The organism is Pseudoalteromonas rubra (genome assembly GCF_005886805.2).
Lineage (GTDB): Bacteria > Pseudomonadota > Gammaproteobacteria > Enterobacterales > Alteromonadaceae > Pseudoalteromonas > Pseudoalteromonas rubra_D.
This window is the reverse complement of sequence record NZ_CP045429.1, coordinates 3,946,474-3,971,537: the sequence shown is the minus strand read 5'-3', so window position 1 is coordinate 3,971,537 and position 25,064 is coordinate 3,946,474. Positions and strand designations below refer to the sequence as shown.

The following is a 25,064-nucleotide window of genomic DNA, read 5'->3' as shown; positions in this document are numbered from 1 at the left end:
GAGTAATATAACTAATACACTCGGTGTCTTAGTTGGTTGAAGGCAGCTCCATGATGCCATCAATCTCAATTTGTACGCCCTTAGGCAGCTCTTTTACGCCGATAGCAGCACGCGCCGGGTAGGGCGTTTTAAAGTGCTGACTCATGATCTCATTGACGGTAGCAAAGTTGCTTAAGTCAGTCAGGAAGATGTTAACCTTGACCATGTCCTGCAATTGGCCGCCCGCTTCTTCACACACGGCAGTCAGGTTTTTAAATACCTGTTGTGTTTGCTCTGCAAAGTCTTCTGAGATCACTTCCATTGTTCCAGGCACCAAAGGGATCTGCCCCGAAAGGTAAACCGCCGTACCGACTTTAACTGCCTGACTGTAGGTGCCGATTGCTGCCGGCGCCTGATCGGTTGAAATAATGGCTTTATTCATTGTCTTTCCTTTATCGCTTCCTGGTTACACGTTGTACATCTGGCATTACCCGGATCCGGCGCATAATATTTGCAACGTGGATCCTGTCTTTGACGGTAACACCCAGATCAATCACGTACAGGTTGCTCTCTTTTTCTTCGGTTGCAATCTCCACTATATTGGCTTGTGTGCTTGCAACCACATTGGTTAATTTGGCCAACGCACCCTGGTGGTTGATGATCTCAACCCGCAGTGCTGCGATGTATTCTTTTTCGGGGTTATCTTCCCACTTTACCACAAAGTACTTGGCACGTTCATTTTGCCAGCCTTTAATGTTTTTACATTCCTGGCGGTGGACCATTAAGCCCTTGCCCTGGCTAACATAGGCGGTGATGTCATCACCCGGGACAGGCCGGCAACACTTGGCATAAGTCACCAGCATACCCTCTGTACCAATGATCGGCGCTTTGGCTTTTTGTGCCAGGCTCTCGATTTCATCATCGGCTTGTAGCAGGCGTTTTGCAACCAGCATACTCATGATGTTGCCGTTGCCAATTTCCACTAACAGCTCAAGCACGGTATTCAGGTCATGCTCTTCCAGTACTCTGTCTATCTGTTCGGTTGGAATATCATCCAGCTTATGCTCACCCAGTGCGGAGTCAAGTAAGCGTCGACCCAGCAGGATAGACTCTTCCTGGTGCTGGCTCTTAAGGTAATTACGTACGCCCAGACGCGCTTTACCTGTGACAATAAAGTTTAACCAGGTGGCATTGGGATGCGCGCCAGAGCTGGTGATCACCTCGACAGTTTGCCCTGTGTCCAGTGCTTTGCTGAGCGGATAAGGCTTACGGTTGACGCGCGCGCCAACACAGGTGTTCCCTACGTCGGTATGAACGGCATAGGCAAAATCGACAGCCGTTGCACCCATGGGTAATTCGATGATGCGGCCATCCGGCGTAAAGACATAAATTTCTTCCGGGAACAGCTCGGTCTTTACGTTTTCGACAAATTCAAACGATGAACCGGCACTTTGTTGCAATTCAAGCAGGCTTTGCATCCATTGTCTGGCACGTTGCTGTGCGGTATGGCCCGCTGTGTCGCCAGACTTTTTGTACATCCAGTGCGCCGCAACCCCTTTATCAGCCATGTGATCCATATCATGGGTGCGGATCTGGATCTCCACCGGAATACCGTGCGGCCCAACCAAAGAGGTATGCAGTGACTGATAACCATTGGTCTTAGGTACAGCAATGTAGTCTTTAAAACGGGTTTCTATGGGCTTATACAGGTTGTGCGCCACACCTAATACCCGGTAGCAGGTATCTATGCTGTTGACGTTGATGCGAAAAGCGTAAATGTCCATCACTTCGTTGAACAGCAGCTCTTTGTTGAGCATCTTTTTATAAATGCTGTACAGGTGCTTTTCACGGCCACTGACCGATGCATCAATGCCAGCTTCTTCCAGACGAGACTCTATCTCTGACTGGATATTGCTGATCACTTCTTTACGGTTACCCCGCGCTTTGGCCACTTCTGATTTTAGTGCTCTGTGACGCATCGGGTATAAGGCCGCAAAGCCAAGGTCTTCAAGTTCGTTCTTAATGTCATGGATACCAAGACGATTGGCGATAGGCGCGAAGATCTCCAGGGTTTCACGGGCTATCCTGCGGCGTTTTTCCGGACGTAAAAAGCCCAGCGTGCGCATGTTGTGGGTGCGGTCGGCCAGTTTGATGAGGATCACCCGGATATCCTGGGTCATGGCCATGATCATTTTACGATAGTTTTCGGCCTGAAACTCTTTTTTATCTTTAAAGTCGAGTTTGTCCAGCTTACTGACACCCGCCACTAGTTCGGCAACTGTATCACCGAAGATTTCGGCCAGATCGGTCTGGCTGAAGTCGGTGTCTTCAATCACATCATGCATCAATGCTGCCATCAGTGTTTCGTGGTCCAGCTTCATGCTGGCCAGGATCTGGGTGACTTCAACCGGGTGAGTAATATAAGGCTCGCCGCTGGAGCGGGTTTGCCCTTCATGCGCTTCGCGGGCAACCACGTAGGCTTTTTGCACCAGTTCCACATCTTCGGGTGACAGATACTCTGATATTTTTTTCTTTAAGCCTTCAAACAGATACATTCACACTCCAATGTTCCAGCGAAGTTATATCAAATGCGTATTAACCTACCTGCAGTCAGGCTATAACACCTTTACCTTGGTTGGTATGACATTTGATTGGTATTAATAATAAGTTAAGTACTGAATATACGATGAATTGACGTCGAAGCCAATCGACTAACACATTTATTAGTCTAGATAGAGGTGTTCAGTGGCCTGTGCTGCAGAAACAATAACGCCAGCTATAAAGCTGGCGTTATCGTCGTACTGGTCGCAGTGGATTAGCGATTGCCACCCACAATTGCAGCAACAGCAGCAAGCTCTGCAGCTTCCTGAGTTTGTTGCTCTTCGCGATCGATCATGTCCAGTGAATCGCTGGTGACCATGCCTTTTTCGATCTCGCGCAATGCGATTACGGTTGGCTTGTCATTTTCAGCTTCAACCAGAGGGTCTTTACCACCGACTGCAATCTGACGAGCGCGACGCGCTGCAACAAGAATTAGGTCGAAACGGTTACCAATTTTATCTACTGCGTCTTCTACTGTTACGCGAGCCATCGAAGCACTCCAAAAAATTCAATACATTTAGCAAAGGGCTAGTCTACTAAAAAGCGCCGGATTCGCCAAGTACATGGTTAAAAAATATCGGGTCGTTACGGCTTTATGTGGCTGCAATCTTTGCAGCCAGTGTGAAACCCGGATCAGCCAGCCGCGGATGTGACTTACTTCAGCAGTTCTGCTATCAAAGCCTGCTGGCTCACCTGTTGCTTTTTCAGCTCCAGACGTGCAGCCACGACGATGTGCTCCAGTTCATTCAGGGCAGTCTCAAAGTCATCGTTGACCAGCAGGTAGTCGAATTCATTGTAGTGAGAGCATTCAGATTTGGCCTGCTCCATACGCGAGGCAATGATTTCCCGAGAGTCCTGCCCACGGTTGTTTAAACGCTCTTCCAGTGCCTGCTTTGACGGCGGCAGAATGAAGATGGTTTTTACTTCAGGCAGCAGTTCACGAACCTGACGGGCACCTTGCCAGTCAATGTCCATGAATACGTCAATACCTTGTGCAAGCTGGTTTTCGATGGCTTGTTTAGAGGTGCCGTAGTAGTTATCAAAAACCTGCGCCCATTCGAAAAAGTCATTCTGGTTGATAAGTGTTTTAAACTCATCCACAGAAACAAAGTGGTAGTGCTCGCCATTATTCTCACCTGGGCGAGGCGCGCGAGTTGTATGTGACACCGAGACCCTGACTTTATCTTGTCTTTCCAGCAGGGCTTTAATCAAACTTGACTTTCCGGCACCAGAGGGCGCTGAAAGAATAAACAAATTACCGCGATTTTGATGTGGCATACGTCAGACCTATAGGGTTGCAGTACAGCGATGTGAATGTGGCCACACCGCTGGTTGTCCAAAAGAGTTATTTTAAAGCCATATCACCTAACTTACCAGCCTCACCGTGTTCAATCGCTGCTTTGCAGCACAAACATTTGATAGCCGAACTCGCCCAGGTAACGCTCGTAGATGGCAATTTCCCGGGCCATGTCCTGAAGCGCAGCGGAATCTGGCTGATGGCTCAGTCGTTGTTCAACTTCAGCTTTGAGTGGTCCATAATAGTCTGCCCAGGCCTGCTCACTCAGCGTAAAGTGGCTCAAGACCCGAAAACCGGCCTGCTCAATCTGTGCCAGTCGTACAGCAACTGTTTGCATATCCGGGTATTCCTGTTGCCAGAAGGTGATTGCCTCCTGAGAGGGCGTCTCGTTTAACCACACCAGATCGCTGACCATCAGGCAACCGGCTGAACGCAGAAGCGGGCGCCAGGCATTCAGCGCCGCTTCAAAGCCCATTATATAGGCGGAGCTTTCAGCCCAGAGCAGATCAAAACTGCCGCTCTGAAAGGGCAAAGCTGTCATGCTGGCACACAGAGGGGTGACACGTGCGTCCAGTTCCGCGTGTTTTAGTCGCGCCGCCAGGCTGTCGATTGCCTGAGCTTCATTATCCACTGCCGTGATCTGCGCCTGTGTCTGTTGTGCCAGTAACTCAGTAGCAAAGCCCTTACCACAGCCAATATCCAGCACGGTGTTCGGTGTAAAAGGAATGTGCGTTAACGCCTTGCGTGTATCGGTATTACTGCCGGGTCCCCAGCGTTCCAGCCGATGAAAGACCGCCATAAAGTCGGCCATATAAGTGTCGTGTTCGTTCATGTCTTTTGATAACCATTTTAAGTACAGGGTTTGTTGTTCATCAAACCCTTGTTGTTCAAGCCAGTTTCTGTGTGCATCGGGTGCCAGTTTATCGGCCTGTGCATGCCAGTCGCGCAGTGAACCGCGCCCAAGCAGCGCAGACAACAAAGTATGCGCCTGCTGCTTATGTGCAATTTCGCTTTCCAGCTCAGCGAGCCTGTTGCTGAGTACAGTGCGATCTAGCCTGGCCTCCAGCGCCTGTTTGCATTCACTCAGCGTCAGTCCGCCAGCCTGTAGCTGTTGCAGCAGTCTGAGCTTTTGTAAGTCCTGCTCGCCATAAACCCGATAACCATTGCTGGCCCGGCTGCCACAGATCAGCCCCCGCTTTTCGTAATACAACAAAGTAGAGCGCGCTAAACCCAGTTGTGCCGCCAATTCCGAAATCCGATACACCACACCCGGCTCCTCTTTTACATATGCCAGACCGGCTAAAAATAAGCGCAGTCAGGCTGTAACAAACGAAAACGATAAACTATGAAGTTATAGACAGGTCAATGGGCAAGGGCAAAGAAAGAGTAAGGTTTGCCGCTCAGGGTTCAGGTTTGGGTACTGCTACCGGGGTGAGGATTAACATGGATGCAAAGTGGAACAGGTTATAAAAGTATTCATAAAGGGTAGTTTGGTGTGTTAATGTTGTTTATGAAATGTTGCGTTTTATGGTGTTGCTTGCTAGGTTAGCCTCAAGAATAAATAGGGAGATGCATGCGCGTGAAGAACAGTCCTGATAAGCGCAATCACAAAGTGGAGAACTTCAGGCGCTATGTGCAGCGCTCAATCCGCCAGTTGAGACACCACAGAGGCTGGTCCCAGCAAGAGCTGGCCAGGCGGCTTGGTGTCGACCAGGCCACCATCAGCAACTATGAATCCGGCAAAACAGATATGAGTTACGCCCAGATGTTCGAGCTGTTTCTGGTTTTTGGTAAAGATTTAACTGGTGTACTTAAACTCACCGATCTTGAAGAGCAAAGTCCTTCACCCGATGAAAAGCCAGAAAAGGAGTAGGTTATGAAGGAAGTATACGCCATCATGGAATATGCGCCTCTTGCAGCCATTTTGTTGGGGTTAGCGCTGAGTTGGAAAGTCGCCACAGCTCGTTGGTTTTTACTGGCTTATGGTTTCTTTGAAGTGCTCGATATTGCTACTTTGCCAATCACTATGCGGTGGAATACACACTATTACATCGCTGATGTAGTGATTAATGCTATGTTTCTTTTGCCAATCATATTTCGGCGAAATCTTGCATTGAGGCTCTATATTTTTTCTGGTAGCCATTACTTTAAGAGGGTTTACAGACTTCAGAGGCTATCAGCGCAAGAATGTGGGATCATTTTACTTCTTGGTTTAACCTGTGTGGTAAACGTCGTAACCTGGCTTGAGGTTTTGGCCTACAAATACTACATATTTGATTCCGCGCCGTTCAAGCTATATGTGCGAGATAATCTGATGTTGCTGTTTCACTTGATGATTAGTTTAGCGTTGTTTGCGTACTCAATGACAGCAAACTCCAGAGAGGAATTTGTAGAACGTGAAAAGGCGTATTAGCGAGTTGGAAACTAAAGATTTGGGCAATACCTTTGGAGAATAACGTTTATGATTGTAATCAACGTCATTATGCAGAGGGCAGGTAATCCATCTAAATAACGACGAATGGAGGTTGTCAGACAATATGAAGCAATTACAAACAGAAAGCCTGAAAAAAGTGCATGGTTCAGGGGTTGGTAGTCCTGATTTGCCAGACAGAGTTCAGGTGGCTCACCCGGATCCGAAAAAGAGCTGTGGTGGCTAAAGTCAGCTTAATTGCTAAAACAAAAAGCGCGTTCAGCGCTTTTTTTATGAAGATATACATAAATTGGCTGCGAAGTAGGAATTACACTGGACAATGTAATAAAGCTTTAGTTTGGGTGAGTCTCGTAAGAGAGCACATCGACAATAATCCCCCATATTTTAGGGGTGGTAGAGTTCAGGTTCATCAAAATGTCAGCCACATAGCATATCTAGTTACAAAAGTTTTCGTGCCCTCGCATTTTCATGTCTGAACCAAATAGCTCACATTGACGCCTTTTAGATGACTTTTGAGTTCGATGTAAGTATTCCACAATAAGTTCGTGGTTTGCACTTGTGCCAGTCATAGCATAAACCTGACCATCGGCGAGCTCATACATATTCGTATTGGTAGGTTCACCTCTTAAGTAGGACTCTGGAGACATGATTCGAGCTCTTTTGATGAGTATGTGTTGCTCAACTTACATTTATGTACCGACAACATTATTCAGCTTTAGACTATGTAAGCTATCTTCGTTTATACAGTACAACTTCGCGAGGTAAAATAGTTGGATGTTCATGACAAACAAACCCGCAGCAAGAATATGCGGGCGATCAGATCAAAGAATACCAAACCTGAATTACTTCTGAGGCGCTTGCTGCATAAGGAAGGTTTGCGTTACAGGGTTTGTCCAAAAGCTATTCCTGGAAAACCTGATATCTGGCTCAGGAAATATAACGCGGCAATTTTTGTTCATGGCTGTTTCTGGCATATGCATGGCTGTGCAGTGTTCAAATTGCCTCAAACCCGACAAGAGTTTTGGAAAAGTAAGTTGGAAAGCAATTTTGCAAGGGATAAGGTGGTACAGAGTCAGCTACGAAGACTAGGGATTCGAGTTCTTGTCGTATGGGAGTGTAGTTTAAAAGGAAAAAACAGGCTCGCTAAACCTATGATAAATTTACTTGTCAAAACATGGTTGGTAAGTGGTTCATCGTCAGGAGAGCTGACCGAGCAGGGCTTGTATGCAAACTGATAGTGAAATTATTTTGTAATCAAAGTAGTCTAGCGAAAAATGACTAAGGAACAGACTATGTTTGAGCAATTATCTGACGTATTTACTTCGGCTGCTTTTAAATATCTCACTGCGGTAGATGCAAACCGGCAGACTTCGAATCAACATGAAATTGGTGGGCTTAAGCAAGCTGGTATAGGTGAACATATAGGTATGCCAGATAATGGTATTAAAGTGAAGTTACCAGCCACACTCGTTTACCTGAGCGATGACCCCGAGTCTCCTCTCGTCGTAGAAGATCATGTTACATGGTATGACACTCGATATAATCAAAGTGGTAGATCAGCGGAGTGGAGAATGTACTATGCTTCCAATGATGTGAGTGAAAGGTTTTCTCCAGAAGACTTTTTCTTGATTGCTTTAACCAAAGATCGAGAAGTGTTGATGATATTTTGCCCACCGGATAGCGAATATGAGGCACAGATTCGTGCGCTGTTCGGTGTCCAGAATATGGTTTCAAAAGAAAAGCTTAGTAAAGTTGAAGTTAAAGAAGGAAAAGTTGTTTTACCTATTCGGCTCATGTTTGCCCGATATGGAATTGAGATCGGGCAGGATGGCACTGATGTCCTTGAGCAGATTCTTGATAAATTTGGGCCACATTTTCCTAAGACTAAACACTTCTCGGATTTTACGCGAACTCTTGCTAGAGAGATATGTCCTGTAACAGATCCGGATTCAGCAATAATTGAATGGATGGAAACCGAGGAGTCTGCATTTCGACAGCTGGAAAAACATATTGTAAAAGAAAAACTAAGGGAGGGATTTGGTGAAGATGGAGATGATCTTGATGAGTTTCTTCGGTTTTCACTTAGCGTTCAAAACAGGCGAAAGTCCAGAAGTGGCCATGCATTTGAGAATCACATCGAAACTATTTTATCTGCAAATGGACTTCCGTTCGAAAGGGGAGCCAACACCGAAGGAAGGCAAAAACCTGACTTCTTATTCCCGAGTGATCAGGCTTATAAAAGCTCAGATTACCCATGTGATAAGCTCAGAATGCTTGGTGCAAAAACGACGTGTAAGGATCGCTGGCGGCAAGTGTTGGTTGAAGCTAGTCGCATTAAGCGCAAGCACCTCATAACCATGGAGCCAGCGATAAGCGAAGCACAAACTACGCAAATGGACTCAATGAATTTACAACTTGTAGTTCCTGATGCTTTGCACTCAACTTATCAGCCTACCCAGGCAAACTGGCTGTTGTCTTTTCATGATTTCATAAGTGATGTTAAATTAGCCACTGTATAAAATTACATATAAATTATCTAAAGGGGGACAGTTGTGTGCTAAAGTGTACACAAATGTCCCTTTTGTTTTAATAGTATGCAAAATAGTGAAATAGTTAATTGCGGAGACCGCGAAGAGAGAGCTCGCATCGAGCGTTTGCAAGCTGAGAGTCATAAACTTTTGAAGTTATTGATTGAAGTATACGATCAAAAAAACCTCGCGATCAGATTGCGAGAGCTTGGATGTGGTTACGAACAGCAAATAAATCGTGAAAAGCTCAATCGGTGGAGAGCTGACCCCGTATCAAACCCCATAGTTTTTAGTGAAAATGCGATCGAAGATATTCGGAGTAAATTATTGCCGGCCAAACCTGCCCACTGGGATGAGCCTGATTTTAAGTTTATTGATCTGTTTGCCGGCATTGGAGGCTTGAGAAAAGGTTTTGAAGATATTGGCGGCAAGTGTGTATTTACCAGCGAATGGGATCAGAGGGCGCGCCGCACTTACCTGGCAAACCACTACGTAGACGAGCATGAATTACCCTACTTCATAGACTCTGCTGATGAAAATCAGGAGAAAAACAGCACTTTTATGGATATTACCAAGATAACGAAAAGTGGTGAGCAAAGTGTTTCTGATAGGGAAAAGTTAGAGAGCATCAGAAAACACATACCCGAGCATGACGTGCTACTGGCGGGGTTTCCTTGCCAACCATTTTCTCTTGCTGGTGTATCAAAGAAGAACTCTCTAGGTCGTTCTCACGGATTCGACTGTAACACTCAGGGAACGTTGTTTTTTGATGTTGAGCAGATACTGTTGGCCCGTAAACCAAAGTTTTTTGTTTTGGAGAACGTCAAAAACTTAAAGAGTCATGATAAAGGGAATACTTTCGCTACCATTGTTCGTGCTTTAGACAGAGCAGGTTACTGGGTTGCTAATATTACAGATGTTGATGATGATATTGAAGAGGCTATTTGTAACGTCAGAAAGCGAAAGCCGGAGCCCACAATAATTGATGGTGCACATTTTACTCCTCAACATCGGGAAAGGATCGTATTGGTTGGGGTACGCAAAGATCTCATTGATACTGACGACTCTTTCAGACAAATTTGTCTCAGCAAAATAGAGAAACCTAAAGCCCGCTATAGTGTAGCCGATATTCTTTGTGAGCTAGAACTGGCAGAAAAAGAAAAGTATACGCTGACACCAAACCTATGGAATTACCTTTATCACTATGCGCTTAAGCATCAGTCTAAAGGGAATGGGTTTGGATTTGGGTTAATTGATCCCGCAAACCCAAATGCGGTTACCAGGACTCTATCTGCTCGTTACTACAAAGATGGATCTGAAATTCTTATCAACCAAGATGGGCTTCCTCCCGAATACCTTGAACAAAACCGAGAGTTTGCAATTCGGAAAAATACTGAAAGAGAGCAGGCGGCAAACCTGTTTGCCCGTCGTTTTTTTGAAGACAACCCTGAGCCTGATGTTGCTTTGTACAAGGAAAAAGTAAAAGAAGGCGAGAAAGAATACGACTCAAAATATGGCCGTTATGCAAGTGAATTTGATTCAACATTCAAAACGCCACGCAGGCTTACACCGCAGGAGTGTGCAAGATTGATGGGTTTTGAAAAACCTGACTTCGACCGGGAGAGTAATGACGCTGATTTCAGAATCGTTTGTGCAGATACCGCCGCTTATAAACAGTTTGGCAATTCAGTAGTTGTGCCCGTTTTTAGGGCTGTTGCAAAATTGATGCGCCCTTACATACTGAACGCGTCAAATTAGTTATTAAATTAGTACGTGAAACTCACAAATAAAAGCCCCTATTTACAGGGGTTTAAGTGATTTAAGTCTTTTCAAAAAGACTTAACATACATCACTCAATATTCTGGATCTGGAACTCGGATAGAGTCCACGATAGTTCACAAGGCTAATAAAATCAGGGGCTGTAGCCAATCGCTAGTTTACCAGCTCTAGACGAGTAACCACTTTAGTTACCACTTTCGCCTGTATCCGTCATTTGCACAAATTCGCATGAATTGAACGACTCTATTAGAGCACAACATCCGTGGGTGAAAACCGTAATATCACTCACAGACCCCTTCGATAGCAAATCAGTAAAAACCTTTGCGGTTTATGCTCTCTCCAGGCTTGGTTTTATCCGTTCAAGTGAGTTTTGCCAGTGTCCTCATTTATCAATACAGACCGCGAAAGACTTAATCGTTAAATAGTGTCGGTAGCAGGTGTGGACTTGTAACTCCCCTGTAACTCCCCCATAAACTGTCGGGTTCACCAGACTTTGTTATCCCCAAGTATCACGCAGTTATTTTTGCGCACGGATGCTTTTGGCACATGCATAACTGCCCTATGTTTAAACTACCCGGCAGTCGGGCTGAGTGGTGGTCAAAAAAATTAAGAAAGCAGCACACCGTTGATGTCGCCAGTCAGGACAAACTTATGGAGTTTGGCTGGAGAGTTTTAATTATTTGGGAATGCTCAACCAGAGGACCATCAAAAATCAATGAACAAATACTTATGACGGAAATAACTGACTGGTTGCTGAACGGGGGGATATACCAGAAAATACCCTCTCCGCCCCTTTAACTATACATTTTTTTTCGCTTCATCATTATGGATGACTTGTTGTGATTCAATAAAACCGGACACTATTTTAGGTGGTATTATTACCACTCAATGAGAGGTGTTTATGACCAGAAAACGTCGTACTTTTACACAGGAATTTAAGGTGGAAGCCGCCGCCTTGGTACTCGATAAAGGATATTCAGTGCCCGAAGCATGCCGATCTCTGGATATTGGTGAAACGGCTTTGAGGCGCTGGATCCAGCAGCTGAAGCAAGAGCGTGGTGGTGAAACACCCCAGTCCAAGGCTCTAACGCCTGAGCAGCAGAAAATTCAAGAACTTGAAGCACGAATTGATCGCTTGGAACGTGAAAAGTCCATACTAAAAAAGGCTACAGCTCTCTTGATGTCAGACGAGATGAACAATACTCGATAGTAGACCAGTTAAGTGAGCTTGAGCCTGTTGAATTGGTCTGCGAAACCTTTGATGTTCCACGTTCGAGTTATTACGACTATAAACATCGAGTGAAGTCTAACAATACCGATGAACTTGCGTTACGAGCTAGGATAAACGAGTTATTCACATTAAGCCGGAACTCAGCGGGAAGTCGAACAATCATGGCGATGCTGGCTGACTCAGGAATAAAAGCAGGCCTTTTCAAAATCAGGCGCGTTATGAAGGATATGCAGCTCATATGCAAGCAGCCAGGTTCACATAGCTATAAAAAAGCAACCGTTGAACGGCTGGATATACCTAATCGTCTAAACAGGGAATTTGATGTTAGTTCGCCAAATCAAGTGTGGTGCGGTGACATTACCTATATCTGGACCGGAAGAAAGTGGGCCTATCTGGCTGTAGTATTGGATTTATGCACACGCAGTGTAGTGGGCTGGGCTATGTCTCATCAACCAGATGCCAACTTAGCCGTCAAAGCGTTAGACAGAGCCTATGAACAACGAGGTCGGCCATCGGGCGTGTTGTTCCATTCTGATCAGGGCTGTCAGTATGTTGCCACAAAGTTCAGGCAAAAATTATGGCGCTATCGTATGACTCAAAGCATGAGTCGCAGGGGGAATTGTTGGGACAACGCACCAATGGAAAGGCTATTTAGGAGTTTAAAAACAGAGTGGGTTCCGTCAACAGGCTATGATTCCTTCAAAGAAGCTGAAAGAGATATGAGTTACTATTTAATGAACTACTACAACTGGCAAAGGCCGCATAGCAACAACGAAATGCTTGCGCCAGCAGTTGCGGAAGAAAAACTTTATTTACTGTCCGGGATTAGTTGACCACTACAACTGCTACTCAATATTGCTTAGGTCGTCATCTAGACTTCACCACGTTGCGTTACGAATTGTAACCACCTCCTTGATACTATCACTGTAAACTGAAGAAAAAGTATGACTTCCCATTTTTTCTTAAAAAGTTATTAGTTATATTTATCTGCCTAATAAATAAGGCTATACTGATTAATTTCTTAGCAGGAAAGCCATCTGTCCAAATTCCAAGAATGCGAGGGTTCATTACATGGATGATTCAGTCACTAAGATTCAACGCAACCAACTGCACGACATGGTCAACGATCCCGATCCGGCTCGTTTGATACATGGTCTGCGTGACACTGGATACGATTTTTACACGGCTGCTGCAGATATTATTGATAACTCTATAGCTGCCGGCGCGACTAACATCAATATTAGTATCGACCTGACTCTCGATGGGAGAAAGTATGTTTACTTTGGCGATGACGGCCATGGAATGGATGTAGACGGGCTATTCAATGCCATGAAGTACGGAGCAAAAATCCGAGAAGACCTCGCCTCTCTAGGGAAATTTGGTTTAGGCTTGAAGACTGCATCGAGTTCTGTGTGTCTGAAATACTCTCTGATTTCTCGCAAAAGTGCTTCCGATGAACTTCTTAAGCTTACCTGGGACCTGGAGCATGTGGCAAAGGAGAATGCTTGGGTAATGTTGGATGAGCCCTTATCTGAAGATGAAAGGGAAGTTTTTGAAGAAATGTGTGGTGATTCTGGAACTCTGGTTATCTGGTCTCGCTGTGACAGGCTGCTAAGTAAAGTTTATGAAGAGCCCGGTGGCACCAAAGAACAAAATGCCATAAAAACAAGAAGATCAAAGCTGATAGATCATTGTGCACTAATCTTTCACAAGTACCTCAACCCTGAAGAAACAGAACATCGGACTGTAAACATTGCTGTTAACGGCAAAAAAGTTGAATATTGGAACCCTTTTTACCCTGAAAGATCTGAGCAGGTGCTGCCGGACAAGTTGACGGTGCTTCCAATACAGCGAGAAGATGGGACAGTTCATAATGCTACTGTAAAGGCTTGGATTCTTCCTCATGCTAAGGATATGACGAAGGAAGAGAATAAAAACTACGCTAAAATATCTAACCGCGGTCAGGGTTTCTATATCCATCGGGAAGGAAGGGTAATACACTACGGCGGTTACCTGGGGCTTTGGCGTTCGGACGATCCACACTGGTCCTTGCTTAGAATTGAATTTGACTTTGACCATCAATTGGATGAAGCCTTCAGTGTAGATGTTAAAAAGAGCAGAATTCTGCTGGACCCTGCGTTAGAAGAAGCTCTAAAGGAGCTTTTGAGTCCTGCCTATAAAGAGGCAGATAGAAGATACCGTAGAAAACAGGCAGTTAAAGTGTCGGGCGGTATATCACATGGTGATTCAAATAAGACAATTTCTGAAACCCCAAATACCTCTAAAGTAACCGCTGAATCGGTCGATGAGAAATCCGGCAGTGCGGTCGTGTCCAATAATCAGGGGAACGGGATAAAAATATTCACACCTGTCGAAAGTAACGTTAATCCAGACAGCCTTTTTGTAAACCCTGTTAACGGGATACCTTCTGGTGCGCTTTGGGAGCCCTGTCTGACTAGTAAAACGGATACAAATCACTCTACTGGGGTGCATCTCAACAAGCAGCACGATTTTTATACAAAGATATATAGCCAGACAAAATCTGGAATATCTGTCGAAGGCTTGGATTTCCTTTTATGGGCGCTTGCTGCAGCCGAACATAAAAATACTGATGAGGAGCTGGGAAACATGTGGGAAGATATCCGGGATGAGGTTTCATCAAACCTGAAAAAGCTTCTTCGAAAAGTTGATATGCCCACCTCAGATAGCTGAAAATCATCATGGATGACAACGAAATTGATTTGATAGCAGCTCAGATTAGAAAAGATATTGGAGTGCATATGAAGGGAGCAATGAACCCTTTAGAGGCGCGTCAGGGACTGTCGTTCTGGTTTGATAATTACAACAGAAGTAATGGGCCAGTTTTTTCTATCCGCCCATCAGGACTTAAGCGGCACATTGTGTCGCTTAAGTTCGGTACTTATGCAGCTCCCTGCATACAGCACATTCAGAACAGGGCCTCGCGAAATGATTATGCTCTCGCATATGCATTTACGGAACAGTTAAAGCGCTCGTTCGACGTTTCAATTAATGGCTCTTCCTCGGTTCATGGTTGGCAGGTTACCTCTTGTTTTCAAATTAATGTTACCAGGAAGGTTTCAAATCTTCATGGCTCGGCAGAAATCTCCGAAACAATAAGCCTGATTATGGTTCCCTTAATCGCGGCTATAGCGGAATTAATTGGCTATGAAGATGAAGAAGAAAGGGAAGAAGAAAGCAATTCAATAATAGAGGGCGGCGTGATGCTCTCTTTAGCCAGAAAAAGGGAACGAAATCCCAGAAATCGCCTATTATGCCTTTCAATACATGGTGAACAATGTGGTGTGTGTGGGTTTATCCCCCAAGACACCTATGGTTCAGAACTTGCCTCTATCCTTGAAGTGCACCATATCGAGCCATTATCAGAAATAGGGCAGCCCAGAGCATACAACCCTGAGACAGATCTCATCCCTTTGTGCCCGAATTGTCACAGAGCTATTCATAAACGCAAACCTGCTCTGACACCTGAAGAGTTAAAGAAAGTGATGAATCAATGAGCCATTCCCTGTCCACATTGGATCAAGATTACCGAAAATTTGACAAAGCTAACTTGCCTTATTCGTTCTCTGAAAGGCTTCAAAGTCCAGTTCTGCATATTGACCGGAAGAATGGTAAATACGAGGCCTCTCTTGGAGCATCTATTCGTAAAGCAGGTGTCAGTCAGTTTATTCCCTGCATAAGTATTTGCCATAACTGGTTAATCGACTCTGAACGAATAAAACCACTACCACATGACGCACCGGAGTATGTGAGCAAAGCTCTGGCCGGAGCAAATCCTCAGGACTTGAGTTATCCTGAAGTTCTCAGCTTGATCCGAAATGGGATAGAGGGAATTGAGGTAAGTGTCGGTGTAAGTGTAACTGAGACGGCCAACTCTCGCTCCGCTTCCATGTCTCTTCCTGTTGCGACAGAGGGTCTTAATGCTAAATTGTATCCATACCAGGAGCATGGGGTTGCGTGGTTAAGCGATTCGATGACGACTCTTGGTGGTGCAATACTGGCAGATGAGATGGGCTTGGGGAAAACCCTCCAGATTATCACTACGCTCCTGCTAAACAAACCTAATCCAGAAAACCCTGCTTTAATTGTATGTCCGACAACATTGGTTGCGAACTGGTGTCGAGAGATACATAAGTTTAGCCCCTCATTTACGATCCTAGTGCATAGGGGCACTGACCGAACTGGCTATTATAAGGACCTGATGCGGTCAGATATAGTTGTTACCACTTACGACACTATGGTAAACGACGTATCTATGTTCAGAGGTATTGACTGGAGTTATCTGATTTGTGACGAGGCTCAGGCAGTAAAAAATCCGGAATCGAAGCGCCGCATTGCACTGAGCTCATTGCCGAGGAGGTACACGATTCCGGTTACAGGAACCCCAATAGAGAATACACTTTTAGATCTGTGGTCTTTGGCTGATTTGGCAATCCCTGGAATTCTGGGAACAAAAGATAGCTTTCCTGTCCTTTACCCAGATACAGAAGAGGGTGCCCGAGAGCTGAGCAAGCTTTCAGATACCATAATTCTCAAACGGCAGGTTAAAGATGTCGCAGACGATCTTCCTTTGCGTACTGATGTAGATCTACCTCTTGAACTCGACTCTGCTGCAGTCAATGAATACGAGAGGATCAGAGAAGAAACGATCTCTGAATATGGGCCAGCCGGAAAACTTGTTGCAGTCGGTCAGCTAGCAATTTATTGTGCTCACCCATGGCTGCGAGTTAAGCAGCCCGGAATACAGGACTGGGAAGACCATGTCGAGCTGTACCCGGACGCGATGCACCCTCTTATGACTCCCAAAATGGCAATCTGTATTCAGCTGCTCAGCGAGGCCACTCGCACTAAAAAGAAGGTTCTAATATTTGCAGCCTACAACCACTGTGGTGAATTAATTAAAAAGGCGGCTGAGCAGGAAAATCTATCCGTTAATTATTGGAACACAATTAATGGTTCAACCCCCCAGCAAGAAAGACAATCTATAGTAGATCACTTTACTTCTGTAGAAGGGCCTGCTGTATTGGTTTTAAACCCTAAAGCTGCAGGGGCGGGCCTTAATATTACAGCAGCCACCATTGTCATCCACTATACACAAAACTGGAATCCTGCATTAGAGATGCAGGCTTCTGCGAGAGCTCATCGGCGAGGCCAGGTAAAGCCTGTAACTGTCTACCGTCTGTTTTATCAGGGCACTGTAGAGGAAACAATGGTTGAAAGAAGTTTATGGAAGCGGGAGCTTGGAGAAGAAGCTATTCCAATTAGCACGCGAGACAAGCAGGATCTTGGAAAAGCTCTTAATGAGAGTCCCACTAAGGATATTGAATGAACAAATCATATGAAAAAGCTTTAACAAAAAATGACACCGGTGAGACTGGTGGCCACCAGGCTGGGATTGTTGTTCCGAGAAAAAATGCAGGGCTTCTCGATTTCTTTCCTGCACTGGAACTTGAGGAATTCAATCCGGACGCCTGGATAGTCTGTGAGGATCCCGACGGGGAGCAATGGAAGATGCGTTACATATATTACAACGGCAAAACTTTTTCGCCAGCAAAGAGCACCCGAAACGAGTATCGAATAACCTACATGACAAAGTTTTTCTCTAAGTGGGGAGCCAAGTCTGGCGACACTGTTGTATTTACGTCAACCGATTGCCCAACTAATTATAAAATTCGAATCAAACCAAGCGAAGAGCCGTGTGAAGATATTTACTCTATTAGTGAGCCCAAACCTGTAGTGCTGAAAGGATGGCGACCGGTTTATTAAGCAATTGAACTTTTAGGTGGTTCAAGAAAAGGGCGCGCACCTGTGAAGTTTCTATCTTTAAACTAATACAGAAAAAGCAGCCCGAAAGCTGCGTATTTCGCCAGCGCCCCTCGGGCTGCCGGTATCAGGTCACTTTTAGCGACACCCGCATCAGTCGCCTCAAGTTATTTAATTAAGTGGGCATCCAACAGTCGTTGAAGCGGTGAACTCTACGACAACAAACTGTATGTGCTTATAATACCGAGAAAGCAGAATGCTACGCGTTGAAATAAGCTCTTTATGATGCCCGTTTTAATTTTTTGGGCCGTGCATATTATGCGACCTGTTGCCGCTGCATGTGCTCCTCTATTGTTGATTGCCGCCATACGATCTTGCGAGGTGAGAGCTTGATTGGCTGAGGAAAGCTCCCCTTCTTGCGCAATGCAAAGATCTGAGATCGGCTGCATCGCGTCATGCTGATCACTTCGGGTAGTGTTAAATAGGGACTGCTATTCATCGGGAATTATCCGTCTTTGTTGGTTAAGTATTTTTTAATTAATTTGCTTAGCTTCTTGCAGGCGCGCTTGCGCTCAGGCAATCTGTGATAAAAGTTGTATCGATACGCCTTCTGTTTGTGGTTAATGTAGGACTCGGCCACATCGACTGGTATATCCAGTGCTCTTAACGTTGTTCGTGTTGTGCGGCGAAGATCGTGAACTTCTATTTTGAGCTCCGAGAGGGCCCTTTCTAGAAAGCCATTCAGCGTGGATTCGCTAATGTGCTTCGCTTTTGCCGTTTCTTGTCGTTTTGGAAATAAGTGACTCTCTCCCATGCTGAGCTCTTTTAGTTCTTCTAGCCAGCCTTTAACGAGGGGACTAAAAGGGATTACGATATCTGCCCCCGTTTTAGTCTTTTCAACTAACCATTCTCGTTCGTTGAAGCAGATATCTTTCCATACGCTCTTGATAAGTTCGATCTTGCGTTTACCAAGTACCAGCAACAGGCAGACGGCGATAACATTTACCCGCTCACATTCTGGCTGATTCTGAAGTGCCTGGATTAACTGCTTGATCTCAGGCTTAGTAAAGGCCCGAGATTTTGGGATATCTTTGTAACCGACTTCGCGTGGACTGAAGAGTTCAAGGACGCTATGACTCAATTGCCCGTATTTAACCGCCCGGTTGCAGATTTTCTTCATTACCCCTAGAGCCTTGGCGCTAGTGGCGTTATAGCTATATGACTTATTGGCTTTGGCAAGAATAGAATCAACAAGGTAGTCGATATGAGTGCCGTCGAGGTTTGCTATAGGGGTCGCCTCTATGGCTTTAGAAATATGCTTTTTATAAAAGTTCTGCATACCAGACAAATCTTCATATGGATTTTCGCCTTTTTGGGCCTGCGCCTCCCTGTGTGAGAAGAAATCGGCGGCAAAATCATTGATGGTTTTGAGAGAGTAGCGTCGAGGCTGAGTTCAGTGTCTAAGATGCCTTGCTCTGTAAGCTTGAGAGAGAGCGTCTTAACTCGCTCCAGGGCACAGGCTAAAGTGATATCCTAGTCTAGCTTACCAAGTGTTTTGCAAACCCGATGTCCACGCACCTGTTGTCTAAAGTAAAGGGTCAACTCGCCACGCTGCCTTGCTATGTAGAGGGCAGTAGCAAGTTTTTTCATTGAGAAGTCTTGCCCTTCTGAGAACTGAGCGAGCAGTTCTTCTAGTCGAGCCTGAACTTGCTCTAGTGTTTCGGTGTTTCGAATTTACATTCAACAAATACCTGTTGTTACGGGTTTAAATTTGTTGAAGATGTTGCCTGTGTATCCTTTGTACTTACATTAAGCTTCTGTTGATTTTTTAGAGAGGCTTGATGTGACCTCTCTAAAGTTGTTTTTCGTTAAAAACTTTTCTTTACAATATCTTAGCTTTTGTGGTGATTTTAGGTGGTGGGAAGTCAAGCGTGCACCTGGTTTTTCCCGTCGTTAATTCACACAACTTTAAGATCATAATTTTATGTAAATAGCTTTCAAAAGAATAAATTGATATAAGGCCAGATGTGCACTCACGCCATGCACGGGCAAATCACTTCACTTAACCTTGTCAGTGCCGCACTTTTTTCATGAAAAAATGAGTGTTTATTGTAGATGTGCTGCATTTTTGGCAATTTGTGATTGAGACAGAGTTCGCCAATCTGATCATTCACTCCCAACTGCGCCAATAGAGTTCTCCCACTTCGCCTGATATCGTAAGGCGCGAACGTAAATGGGAGGCTCAACCCGGCGATCGCATGATTGAGAGTGTCATGGTAAACATGCGGCTTTTTACTCTGTTTGCGTGCCGGGAAAACGTAATCACTATCAGCAGCGCACACCTTAAGCTCTTTCAACCACTTGATAACGCATGGCGTTAGAGGGACTAATAACTCGCGACGGGACTTTGTTCGGATTGCAGGAATAGTCCAGCATTTGCCTTCAAGGTCGAACTCTTCCCAGATCGCCGCGAGGAGCTCCATTTTTCTAACGCAGGTGCAAAAGAGTATGGCGCAGGCAAGGTAGTTTTCGCGTGAAAACGAAGGGCCTGCCTCAAGAGCCATCAGAAAGAACTCCGAGATTTGCTGCTCAGTTAAAAATATGTCTTTTGGCTTTTCCTCACCTCCAGCGTCGATTGCGGTAAACGATAATGCCAGATTGTGCCTGATGAGGTCGAGTTTTACGGCGTGTGTATATAATCGCTTTAGAAGATAAAGGGTTTTGCTGGCTATCGACGAGCGCGGCGCTGCTTTACCATGCCCTTTTTTAATTTTTTGCAGCAGGTTGCTAAGCTCCAGCCCGCCGATAGTGTCGATTGGGCGATTGCCAAGGCTAGGGCGGATATTGTTGTTATAGATGCTGTGCAGGCGTTTTGGATGAGAATATCTGGGCTCTACGATAGTGTCATAATAATGATCAAATATCGCATTTAAGGTGTTTCGGTGCTGGTTTGCTTTTTTGCGCTTCTCAATGAGGGGGTCGGTGCCACATGCAATCAGGTGTCTAAGCTCCGCAGCTTTGTTTCTTGCATCTTTGAGCGAAAGTGTTGGGTAGTTGCCGATACTGATCTTCGAGCGTTTGCCGTGTAGCTGATAGCGGAAACTAAAGTTGGCTTTTCCGGCCTTGCTGATTAAAAAGATAAGCCCGCCGCTGTCAGACAGGCTTGTAATTTGATCGCCTTGTTTAAGGAGTGATTTTAACTTGGAATCGGATAGCATTTTGTCCTCGCATAGTAGTTGGCGAATTTGGACAAAATCTGGAACGGCAAGAAAAAGCAACCATTTTAGTAACCACTTTTGAGCATCCACCCCTGTACTTTTGTGTACCGAGGTGGACTATCATGAATTACAACCTGTTGATTTTAAGAACTGTCGTGGACAATCAAAAACTAAGCGAGACTTTACTCAATATTCTGGATCTGCTCGCGCATTTGCTCAATTAGTACCTTGAGTTCAACGGCGGCGTTGGTGATCTCGGTATTGATGGACTTAGACGCCAGGGTGTTGGACTCACGGTTGAACTCTTGCATCATAAAATCCAGGCGTCGGCCACAGGCGCCGCCTTTTTTTAGGATTTTATGGGTTTCTTTAACGTGTGACTTGAGGCGGTCGAGCTCTTCTGCCACGTCCTGTTTTTGTGCCAGGTAGATTAGCTCTTGTTCCAGGCGGCTCTCATCGATTTCGGCTTTCAGCTCTTCCAGCTTGGCGGTGAGTTTTTCACGTTGCCATTTAGCCACTTCTGGCATGTGACCTTCAACAACGGCAACCTGCTCTAGAATACCATCCAGGCGGGTGGTGATCATGGTTTCCAGGTTGTTACCTTCGCTTGCGCGCGCCGCTTTAAATTCTTCAACCAGGGCATCAAAGCCTTTTAACAGCTCGCTGTTTACTGTGTCCAGATCTACCTCTTCGGCTTCCATGACGCCTGGCCAGCGCAGGATGTCTGTTGGGTTGATCTCGCCACCGCTGTGCGACTGGACCCACTTGGCATTTTCGATCAGCTGTTTACTCAGGGTTTCGTTGATCGACAGCTGACCTACGTGCGCCGGGTTGGCGGTGAACTTCAAAAATACTTCCACTTTACCGCGCTGTAAGTGTTTGCGCAGGCGCTCGCGAATGACCGGTTCCAGGCCTCGGAACTGTTCCGGTGCGCGGATAAAGGTTTCAAGATAGCGTTGGTTGACGGAGCGGATCTCCCACACACCGGTGCCCCAGTCGCCCTTGATCTCTTTACGGGCATAAGCGGTCATACTATGGATCATATAAGTTCCTAATTTAATTTAAGGTTGCGGCGTGTCTGCATGTGGCTACCTAAGGTACAGCGCTGTCGTTGGTGAACACACACATCGCCATGAACGAAACATCGCCATTATAGCTGAAACATCGCCCAGCTCTAGTGGCTGGGTGTGAATTATTCGCGATCCGCATGGCATAGCGCCTGGGAACCCTTTATAATATCGCGAAACTTTGATGATAGGGGAAGGTGGATGCGTCCAAGCGAAAGAACTGCAAATCAAATCAGACCGGTAACTTTTACACGTAACTATACTATGCATGCCGAGGGCTCGGTGCTGGTTGAGTTCGGCAACACTAAGGTGTTGTGTACTGCCACGGTTGAAGCGGGTGTACCGCGTTTTATGAAAGGCCAGGGCAAAGGCTGGATCACTGCAGAATACGGGATGCTTCCGCGTTCTACTCACACGCGTAATGGCCGTGAAGCGGCAAAAGGTAAGCAGGGCGGACGTACCATGGAGATCCAACGTCTGATCGCCCGTGCATTGCGTGCTGCGGTTGATCTGAGCGCATTGGGCGAAAACACCATTACCATCGATTGTGATGTGTTACAGGCAGACGGTGGTACACGTACTGCATCTATTAGTGGTGCTTGTGTGGCATTGGTTGATGCGCTGACGCACATGCGTGCCAAGGGCATGATCAATGCTAACCCGCTGAAGTTTATGATTGCAGCTATCTCAGTGGGTGTTTACAACGGCGAGGCCATTACCGATCTGGAATACCTGGAAGATTCAGAAGCTGAGACCGACATGAACGTGATCATGACGGAAACCGGCAAACTGATTGAAGTGCAGGGCACGGCCGAGGGCGAACCTTTCTCATTTGAAGAATTGGATGAGCTGCTGGCACTGGCCAAGCATTCAATCCGTGAGATCATTGACCTGCAAAAACAGGCTCTGGCATAAGCATAAGTAAATAAGAAGGTATCGCATGAAACAGTATCAAAAAGACTTTATTGAATTTGCCCTACAAAAGCAGGTGCTGAAGTTTGGTGAATTTACGCTTAAATCTGGCCGTACCAGCCCTTATTTCTTCAATGCAGGATTGTTCAACACCGGCCGTGACTTGGCGCGTTTAGGTCGTTTTTACGCAGCCGCACTGGAAGATGCTGGCATTGCCTACGATGTCCTGTTCGGTCCGGCGTATAAAGGGATCCCAATTGCGACGACCACGGCTGTTGCACTGGCAGATCACTACGACAAAGATGTACCTTACTGCTTTAACCGTAAAGAGAAAAAGCAGCACGGTGAAGGTGGTAACCTGGTAGGCTCTGAGCTAGCTGGTCGTATCATGCTGGTGGATGATGTGATCACGGCGGGCACGGCCATCCGTGAATCGATGGAAATCATCGCTGCCAATGACGCAGATCTGGCGGGTGTGTTGATTGCCCTTGATCGTCAGGAAAAAGGCAAAGGTGAGCTGTCTGCTATTCAGGAAGTTGAGCGCGACTTTAACACCGCTGTGGTGTCTATCGTAAAATTGGCTGATCTGATCACTTACCTTGAGCAACAAGGTGATATGGCTGAGCACCTGGAAGCGGTTAAAGCGTATCGTGACCAGTACGGTGTTGCTTAATTAAGTAGCTCGCTAAAATTGTATTTAAAAACCGGCTTAGGTGATGCACTTATGCCGGTTTTTTCATTTCTGTAGCAGTGACTTTGCACCAGCTGCAAAAGTGTTTTGTGTGGTTCTGCTCATAAAACCAGCCAAGGTTCAGGCGAGTATGATAACCTAAGCGGGTTAGTCAGCTAATTAATTAATAAAATCATGCATATTCACATTCTTGGGATCTGCGGCACCTTTATGGGTGGCATTGCAGCCATTGCAAAGTCGCTGGGCCATAAGGTGACGGGATCCGATCAAAACGTTTATCCCCCTATGAGCACTCAGCTGGAGTCGCTTGGTATTGAATTAACCCAAGGCTACGATCCGGCCCAGCTGGACCCAGCACCCGATATGGTGGTGATTGGCAATGCCATGAGCCGCGGCAACGCCTGTGTAGAATATGTGCTGGAACGCGGCTTACCTTACACCTCTGGCCCTGAATGGTTAAAACATCACGTTTTGCAAAACAGCTGGGTACTGGCAGTGGCTGGCACTCATGGGAAAACGACAACTGCCAGTATGCTGGCCTGGTTACTGGAATACGCTGGATTGCGTCCCGGTTTCCTGATCGGGGGCATAGTGCAAAACTTTGGTGTATCGGCGCGCACCAGTGATACCCCGTTTTTTGTCATTGAAGCCGATGAATATGACACGGCGTTCTTTGATAAGCGCAGTAAGTTTGTTCATTACCTGCCGCGAACCTTGATCATGAACAACCTGGAATTTGATCACGCCGATATTTTTGCTGATTTGGCTGCAATTCAGACCCAGTTCCACCATTTGCTTCGTACTTTACCTGCGCAGGGTAAAGCAATTTACCCGGCAGCGGATAAACCCCTGTGCGAAGTGATAGACAAAGGCTTCTGGAGCCAGCAAGAAACGCTAGGTGGTGACTGGGATTATCGTCTGTGCAAAGCAGATGGCAGCCAGTTTGAGGTGCTGCTGAACAACGAAAGCCAGGGCATGGTAAGTTGGCAGGCCATTGGTGAGCACAATGTCAAAAATGCGCTGATGGCGATCGCCGCTGCGCGTCATGTGGGTATTCCTGTGTCAGTCAGTATAGAGGCGCTCGGTGAGTTTAAATCACCTAAGCGGCGGATGGAATTGCTGGGCGAGGTTAATGGAGTCTGTGTGTATGACGATTTTGCTCATCACCCCACAGCAATTGAAACCACTCTGGCCGGATTGCGTGCCAAGGTGGGTGATGCCCGAATTACAGCGATTCTGGAGCCGCGTTCTAACACCATGAAAATGGGGGTTCACCAGCAAACGTTGATGGACTCTCTGGCGGCAGCCGATGAGGTGCTGTTGTTTGAGCCGCCTAAGCTGAGCTGGTCATTACAAGAAGCCGCTCAACAAGCAGGGTACGAGTGCTATCACAACACCGATGAGATTGTTGCGGCGGTAGCGGCGCAGGCAAAGCCGGGTGAACATGTCTTGATCATGAGCAATGGTGGGTTTAATGGGATCCATGAGGCAGTGTTAAGTGCACTGCGCGAAAAGAGGTCATAAAGTT

General features: G+C 46.0%; 23 protein-coding genes. 14 read left to right on the top strand and 9 right to left on the bottom strand.

All coding sequences use genetic code 11. The features are described from left to right. Nucleotides 1-28: 28 nt before the first annotated feature. The 5 genes from CWC22_RS17020 to CWC22_RS17000 all read right to left on the bottom strand — a co-directional run bounded on the left by CWC22_RS17020 (nucleotide 29) and on the right by CWC22_RS17000 (nucleotide 5,141). Nucleotides 29-421, bottom strand: a complete 393-nt coding sequence (locus CWC22_RS17020) for a RidA family protein (protein ID WP_058796413.1) — start codon at nucleotides 419-421, stop codon at nucleotides 29-31. A gap of 10 nt (nucleotides 422-431) precedes the next feature. Then, nucleotides 432-2,534, bottom strand: a complete 2,103-nt coding sequence (spoT, locus tag CWC22_RS17015) for a bifunctional GTP diphosphokinase/guanosine-3',5'-bis pyrophosphate 3'-pyrophosphohydrolase (RefSeq protein WP_010383500.1) — start codon at nucleotides 2,532-2,534, stop codon at nucleotides 432-434. Nucleotides 2,535-2,794: 260 nt separating this feature from the next. After that, a complete protein-coding gene (gene rpoZ / locus CWC22_RS17010) occupies nucleotides 2,795-3,070 on the bottom strand; it encodes a DNA-directed RNA polymerase subunit omega (protein WP_010383499.1) in 276 nt (91 codons plus the stop codon). A gap of 164 nt (nucleotides 3,071-3,234) precedes the next feature. Further along, a complete protein-coding gene (gene gmk / locus CWC22_RS17005; protein ID WP_138539328.1) occupies nucleotides 3,235-3,858 on the bottom strand; it encodes a guanylate kinase in 624 nt (207 codons plus the stop codon). A 110-nt stretch (nucleotides 3,859-3,968) separates the two neighbouring features. Then, complete coding sequence (locus CWC22_RS17000; RefSeq protein ID WP_138539338.1) at nucleotides 3,969-5,141, bottom strand: MerR family transcriptional regulator; 1,173 nt, start codon at nucleotides 5,139-5,141, stop codon at nucleotides 3,969-3,971. Between the two features lie 309 nt (nucleotides 5,142-5,450). Between CWC22_RS17000 and CWC22_RS16995 the strand changes: the two genes are divergently transcribed. The 11 genes from CWC22_RS16995 to CWC22_RS16940 all read left to right on the top strand — a co-directional run bounded on the left by CWC22_RS16995 (nucleotide 5,451) and on the right by CWC22_RS16940 (nucleotide 17,651). After that, nucleotides 5,451-5,750: a helix-turn-helix transcriptional regulator gene (locus tag CWC22_RS16995; protein WP_058796410.1), complete on the top strand. Its 300-nt coding sequence runs from the start codon at nucleotides 5,451-5,453 to the stop codon at nucleotides 5,748-5,750. A gap of 3 nt (nucleotides 5,751-5,753) precedes the next feature. Beyond that, nucleotides 5,754-6,290, top strand: a complete 537-nt coding sequence (locus CWC22_RS16990) for a hypothetical protein (protein WP_138539329.1) — start codon at nucleotides 5,754-5,756, stop codon at nucleotides 6,288-6,290. Between the two features lie 788 nt (nucleotides 6,291-7,078). Then, entirely contained in the window at nucleotides 7,079-7,543 is a 465-nt protein-coding gene (locus CWC22_RS16980) for a very short patch repair endonuclease (RefSeq protein ID WP_138539331.1), read from the top strand. A gap of 57 nt (nucleotides 7,544-7,600) precedes the next feature. Beyond that, entirely contained in the window at nucleotides 7,601-8,827 is a 1,227-nt protein-coding gene (locus CWC22_RS16975; protein WP_171045133.1) for a type II restriction endonuclease, read from the top strand. Nucleotides 8,828-8,902: 75 nt separating this feature from the next. After that, entirely contained in the window at nucleotides 8,903-10,594 is a 1,692-nt protein-coding gene (gene dcm / locus CWC22_RS16970) for a DNA (cytosine-5-)-methyltransferase (protein ID WP_138539333.1), read from the top strand. Nucleotides 10,595-11,089: 495 nt separating this feature from the next. Further along, nucleotides 11,090-11,413 (top strand): very short patch repair endonuclease, encoded by a 324-nt coding sequence (locus CWC22_RS24640; RefSeq protein WP_138539339.1) that lies wholly within the window; start codon nucleotides 11,090-11,092, stop codon nucleotides 11,411-11,413. A gap of 103 nt (nucleotides 11,414-11,516) precedes the next feature. Beyond that, a protein-coding gene (locus tag CWC22_RS16960) for an IS3 family transposase (RefSeq protein WP_195879832.1) occupies nucleotides 11,517-12,679 on the top strand; the annotation gives its coding sequence in 2 pieces (ribosomal slippage) (nucleotides 11,517-11,772 and nucleotides 11,772-12,679; 1,164 coding nt in all). A 238-nt stretch (nucleotides 12,680-12,917) separates the two neighbouring features. Continuing rightward, on the top strand, nucleotides 12,918-14,558 hold the full coding sequence (locus tag CWC22_RS16955) for an ATP-binding protein (RefSeq protein WP_138538524.1): 1,641 nt from the start codon (nucleotides 12,918-12,920) through the stop codon (nucleotides 14,556-14,558). Nucleotides 14,559-14,566: 8 nt separating this feature from the next. Continuing rightward, on the top strand, nucleotides 14,567-15,382 hold the full coding sequence (locus tag CWC22_RS16950; RefSeq protein WP_138538523.1) for an HNH endonuclease: 816 nt from the start codon (nucleotides 14,567-14,569) through the stop codon (nucleotides 15,380-15,382). Next, entirely contained in the window at nucleotides 15,379-17,214 is a 1,836-nt protein-coding gene (locus CWC22_RS16945) for a DEAD/DEAH box helicase (RefSeq protein ID WP_138538522.1), read from the top strand. Before CWC22_RS16950 ends, CWC22_RS16945 begins: the two co-directional genes overlap by 4 nt. Beyond that, a complete protein-coding gene (locus CWC22_RS16940) occupies nucleotides 17,211-17,651 on the top strand; it encodes an EcoRII N-terminal effector-binding domain-containing protein (RefSeq protein ID WP_138538521.1) in 441 nt (146 codons plus the stop codon). The genes CWC22_RS16945 and CWC22_RS16940 overlap by 4 nt, the downstream gene beginning before the upstream one ends. Nucleotides 17,652-17,964: 313 nt before the next feature. On the opposite strand, the gene CWC22_RS24635 is transcribed toward CWC22_RS16940, so the two are convergent. The 4 genes from CWC22_RS24635 to CWC22_RS16920 all read right to left on the bottom strand — a co-directional run bounded on the left by CWC22_RS24635 (nucleotide 17,965) and on the right by CWC22_RS16920 (nucleotide 21,909). Further along, complete coding sequence (locus CWC22_RS24635; protein ID WP_419144620.1) at nucleotides 17,965-18,105, bottom strand: helix-turn-helix transcriptional regulator; 141 nt, start codon at nucleotides 18,103-18,105, stop codon at nucleotides 17,965-17,967. Nucleotides 18,106-18,153: 48 nt separating this feature from the next. Continuing rightward, entirely contained in the window at nucleotides 18,154-18,987 is an 834-nt protein-coding gene (locus CWC22_RS16930) for a tyrosine-type recombinase/integrase (protein WP_138538519.1), read from the bottom strand. Between the two features lie 694 nt (nucleotides 18,988-19,681). Next, the gene (locus CWC22_RS16925; protein ID WP_138538518.1) at nucleotides 19,682-20,956 is read right to left on the bottom strand and encodes a tyrosine-type recombinase/integrase; all 1,275 of its coding nucleotides are present in this window, start codon (nucleotides 20,954-20,956) and stop codon (nucleotides 19,682-19,684) included. 92 nt (nucleotides 20,957-21,048) lie between these two features. Further along, nucleotides 21,049-21,909 carry a YicC/YloC family endoribonuclease gene (locus CWC22_RS16920; protein ID WP_125559086.1) on the bottom strand — a complete coding sequence of 287 codons (861 nt, stop codon included), beginning with the start codon at nucleotides 21,907-21,909 and terminating at the stop codon, nucleotides 21,049-21,051. A 225-nt stretch (nucleotides 21,910-22,134) separates the two neighbouring features. Here CWC22_RS16920 and rph point away from each other — a divergent pair, with 225 nt between their 5' ends. From rph to mpl, 3 genes are all read left to right on the top strand, one after another. Beyond that, nucleotides 22,135-22,848 carry a ribonuclease PH gene (gene rph / locus CWC22_RS16915; RefSeq protein ID WP_010383487.1) on the top strand — a complete coding sequence of 238 codons (714 nt, stop codon included), beginning with the start codon at nucleotides 22,135-22,137 and terminating at the stop codon, nucleotides 22,846-22,848. Between the two features lie 25 nt (nucleotides 22,849-22,873). After that, complete coding sequence (gene pyrE, locus CWC22_RS16910; protein ID WP_010383485.1) at nucleotides 22,874-23,518, top strand: orotate phosphoribosyltransferase; 645 nt, start codon at nucleotides 22,874-22,876, stop codon at nucleotides 23,516-23,518. A gap of 192 nt (nucleotides 23,519-23,710) precedes the next feature. Continuing rightward, complete coding sequence (gene mpl, locus CWC22_RS16905; protein ID WP_125559090.1) at nucleotides 23,711-25,060, top strand: UDP-N-acetylmuramate:L-alanyl-gamma-D-glutamyl-meso-diaminopimelate ligase; 1,350 nt, start codon at nucleotides 23,711-23,713, stop codon at nucleotides 25,058-25,060. Nucleotides 25,061-25,064 lie beyond the last annotated feature (4 nt).

Excerpts from the sequence above, each read along its gene's own strand:
- CWC22_RS17020 (WP_058796413.1), bottom strand. The coding sequence starts at position 421 with ATGAATAAAGCCATTATTTCAACCGATCAGGCGCCGGCAGCAATCGGC.
- spoT (WP_010383500.1), bottom strand. The coding sequence starts at position 2,534 with ATGTATCTGTTTGAAGGCTTAAAGAAAAAAATATCAGAGTATCTGTCA.
- rpoZ (WP_010383499.1), bottom strand. The coding sequence starts at position 3,070 with ATGGCTCGCGTAACAGTAGAAGACGCAGTAGATAAAATTGGTAACCGT.
- gmk (WP_138539328.1), bottom strand. The coding sequence starts at position 3,858 with ATGCCACATCAAAATCGCGGTAATTTGTTTATTCTTTCAGCGCCCTCT.
- CWC22_RS16995 (WP_058796410.1), top strand. The coding sequence starts at position 5,451 with ATGCGCGTGAAGAACAGTCCTGATAAGCGCAATCACAAAGTGGAGAAC.
- CWC22_RS16990 (WP_138539329.1), top strand. The coding sequence starts at position 5,754 with ATGAAGGAAGTATACGCCATCATGGAATATGCGCCTCTTGCAGCCATT.
- CWC22_RS16975 (WP_171045133.1), top strand. The coding sequence starts at position 7,601 with ATGTTTGAGCAATTATCTGACGTATTTACTTCGGCTGCTTTTAAATAT.
- dcm (WP_138539333.1), top strand. The coding sequence starts at position 8,903 with ATGCAAAATAGTGAAATAGTTAATTGCGGAGACCGCGAAGAGAGAGCT.
- CWC22_RS16955 (WP_138538524.1), top strand. The coding sequence starts at position 12,918 with ATGGATGATTCAGTCACTAAGATTCAACGCAACCAACTGCACGACATG.
- CWC22_RS16950 (WP_138538523.1), top strand. The coding sequence starts at position 14,567 with ATGGATGACAACGAAATTGATTTGATAGCAGCTCAGATTAGAAAAGAT.
- CWC22_RS16945 (WP_138538522.1), top strand. The coding sequence starts at position 15,379 with ATGAGCCATTCCCTGTCCACATTGGATCAAGATTACCGAAAATTTGAC.
- CWC22_RS16940 (WP_138538521.1), top strand. The coding sequence starts at position 17,211 with ATGAACAAATCATATGAAAAAGCTTTAACAAAAAATGACACCGGTGAG.
- CWC22_RS24635 (WP_419144620.1), bottom strand. The coding sequence starts at position 18,105 with ATGACGCGATGCAGCCGATCTCAGATCTTTGCATTGCGCAAGAAGGGG.
- CWC22_RS16930 (WP_138538519.1), bottom strand. The coding sequence starts at position 18,987 with ATGCAGAACTTTTATAAAAAGCATATTTCTAAAGCCATAGAGGCGACC.
- CWC22_RS16920 (WP_125559086.1), bottom strand. The coding sequence starts at position 21,909 with ATGATCCATAGTATGACCGCTTATGCCCGTAAAGAGATCAAGGGCGAC.
- rph (WP_010383487.1), top strand. The coding sequence starts at position 22,135 with ATGCGTCCAAGCGAAAGAACTGCAAATCAAATCAGACCGGTAACTTTT.
- pyrE (WP_010383485.1), top strand. The coding sequence starts at position 22,874 with ATGAAACAGTATCAAAAAGACTTTATTGAATTTGCCCTACAAAAGCAG.
- mpl (WP_125559090.1), top strand. The coding sequence starts at position 23,711 with ATGCATATTCACATTCTTGGGATCTGCGGCACCTTTATGGGTGGCATT.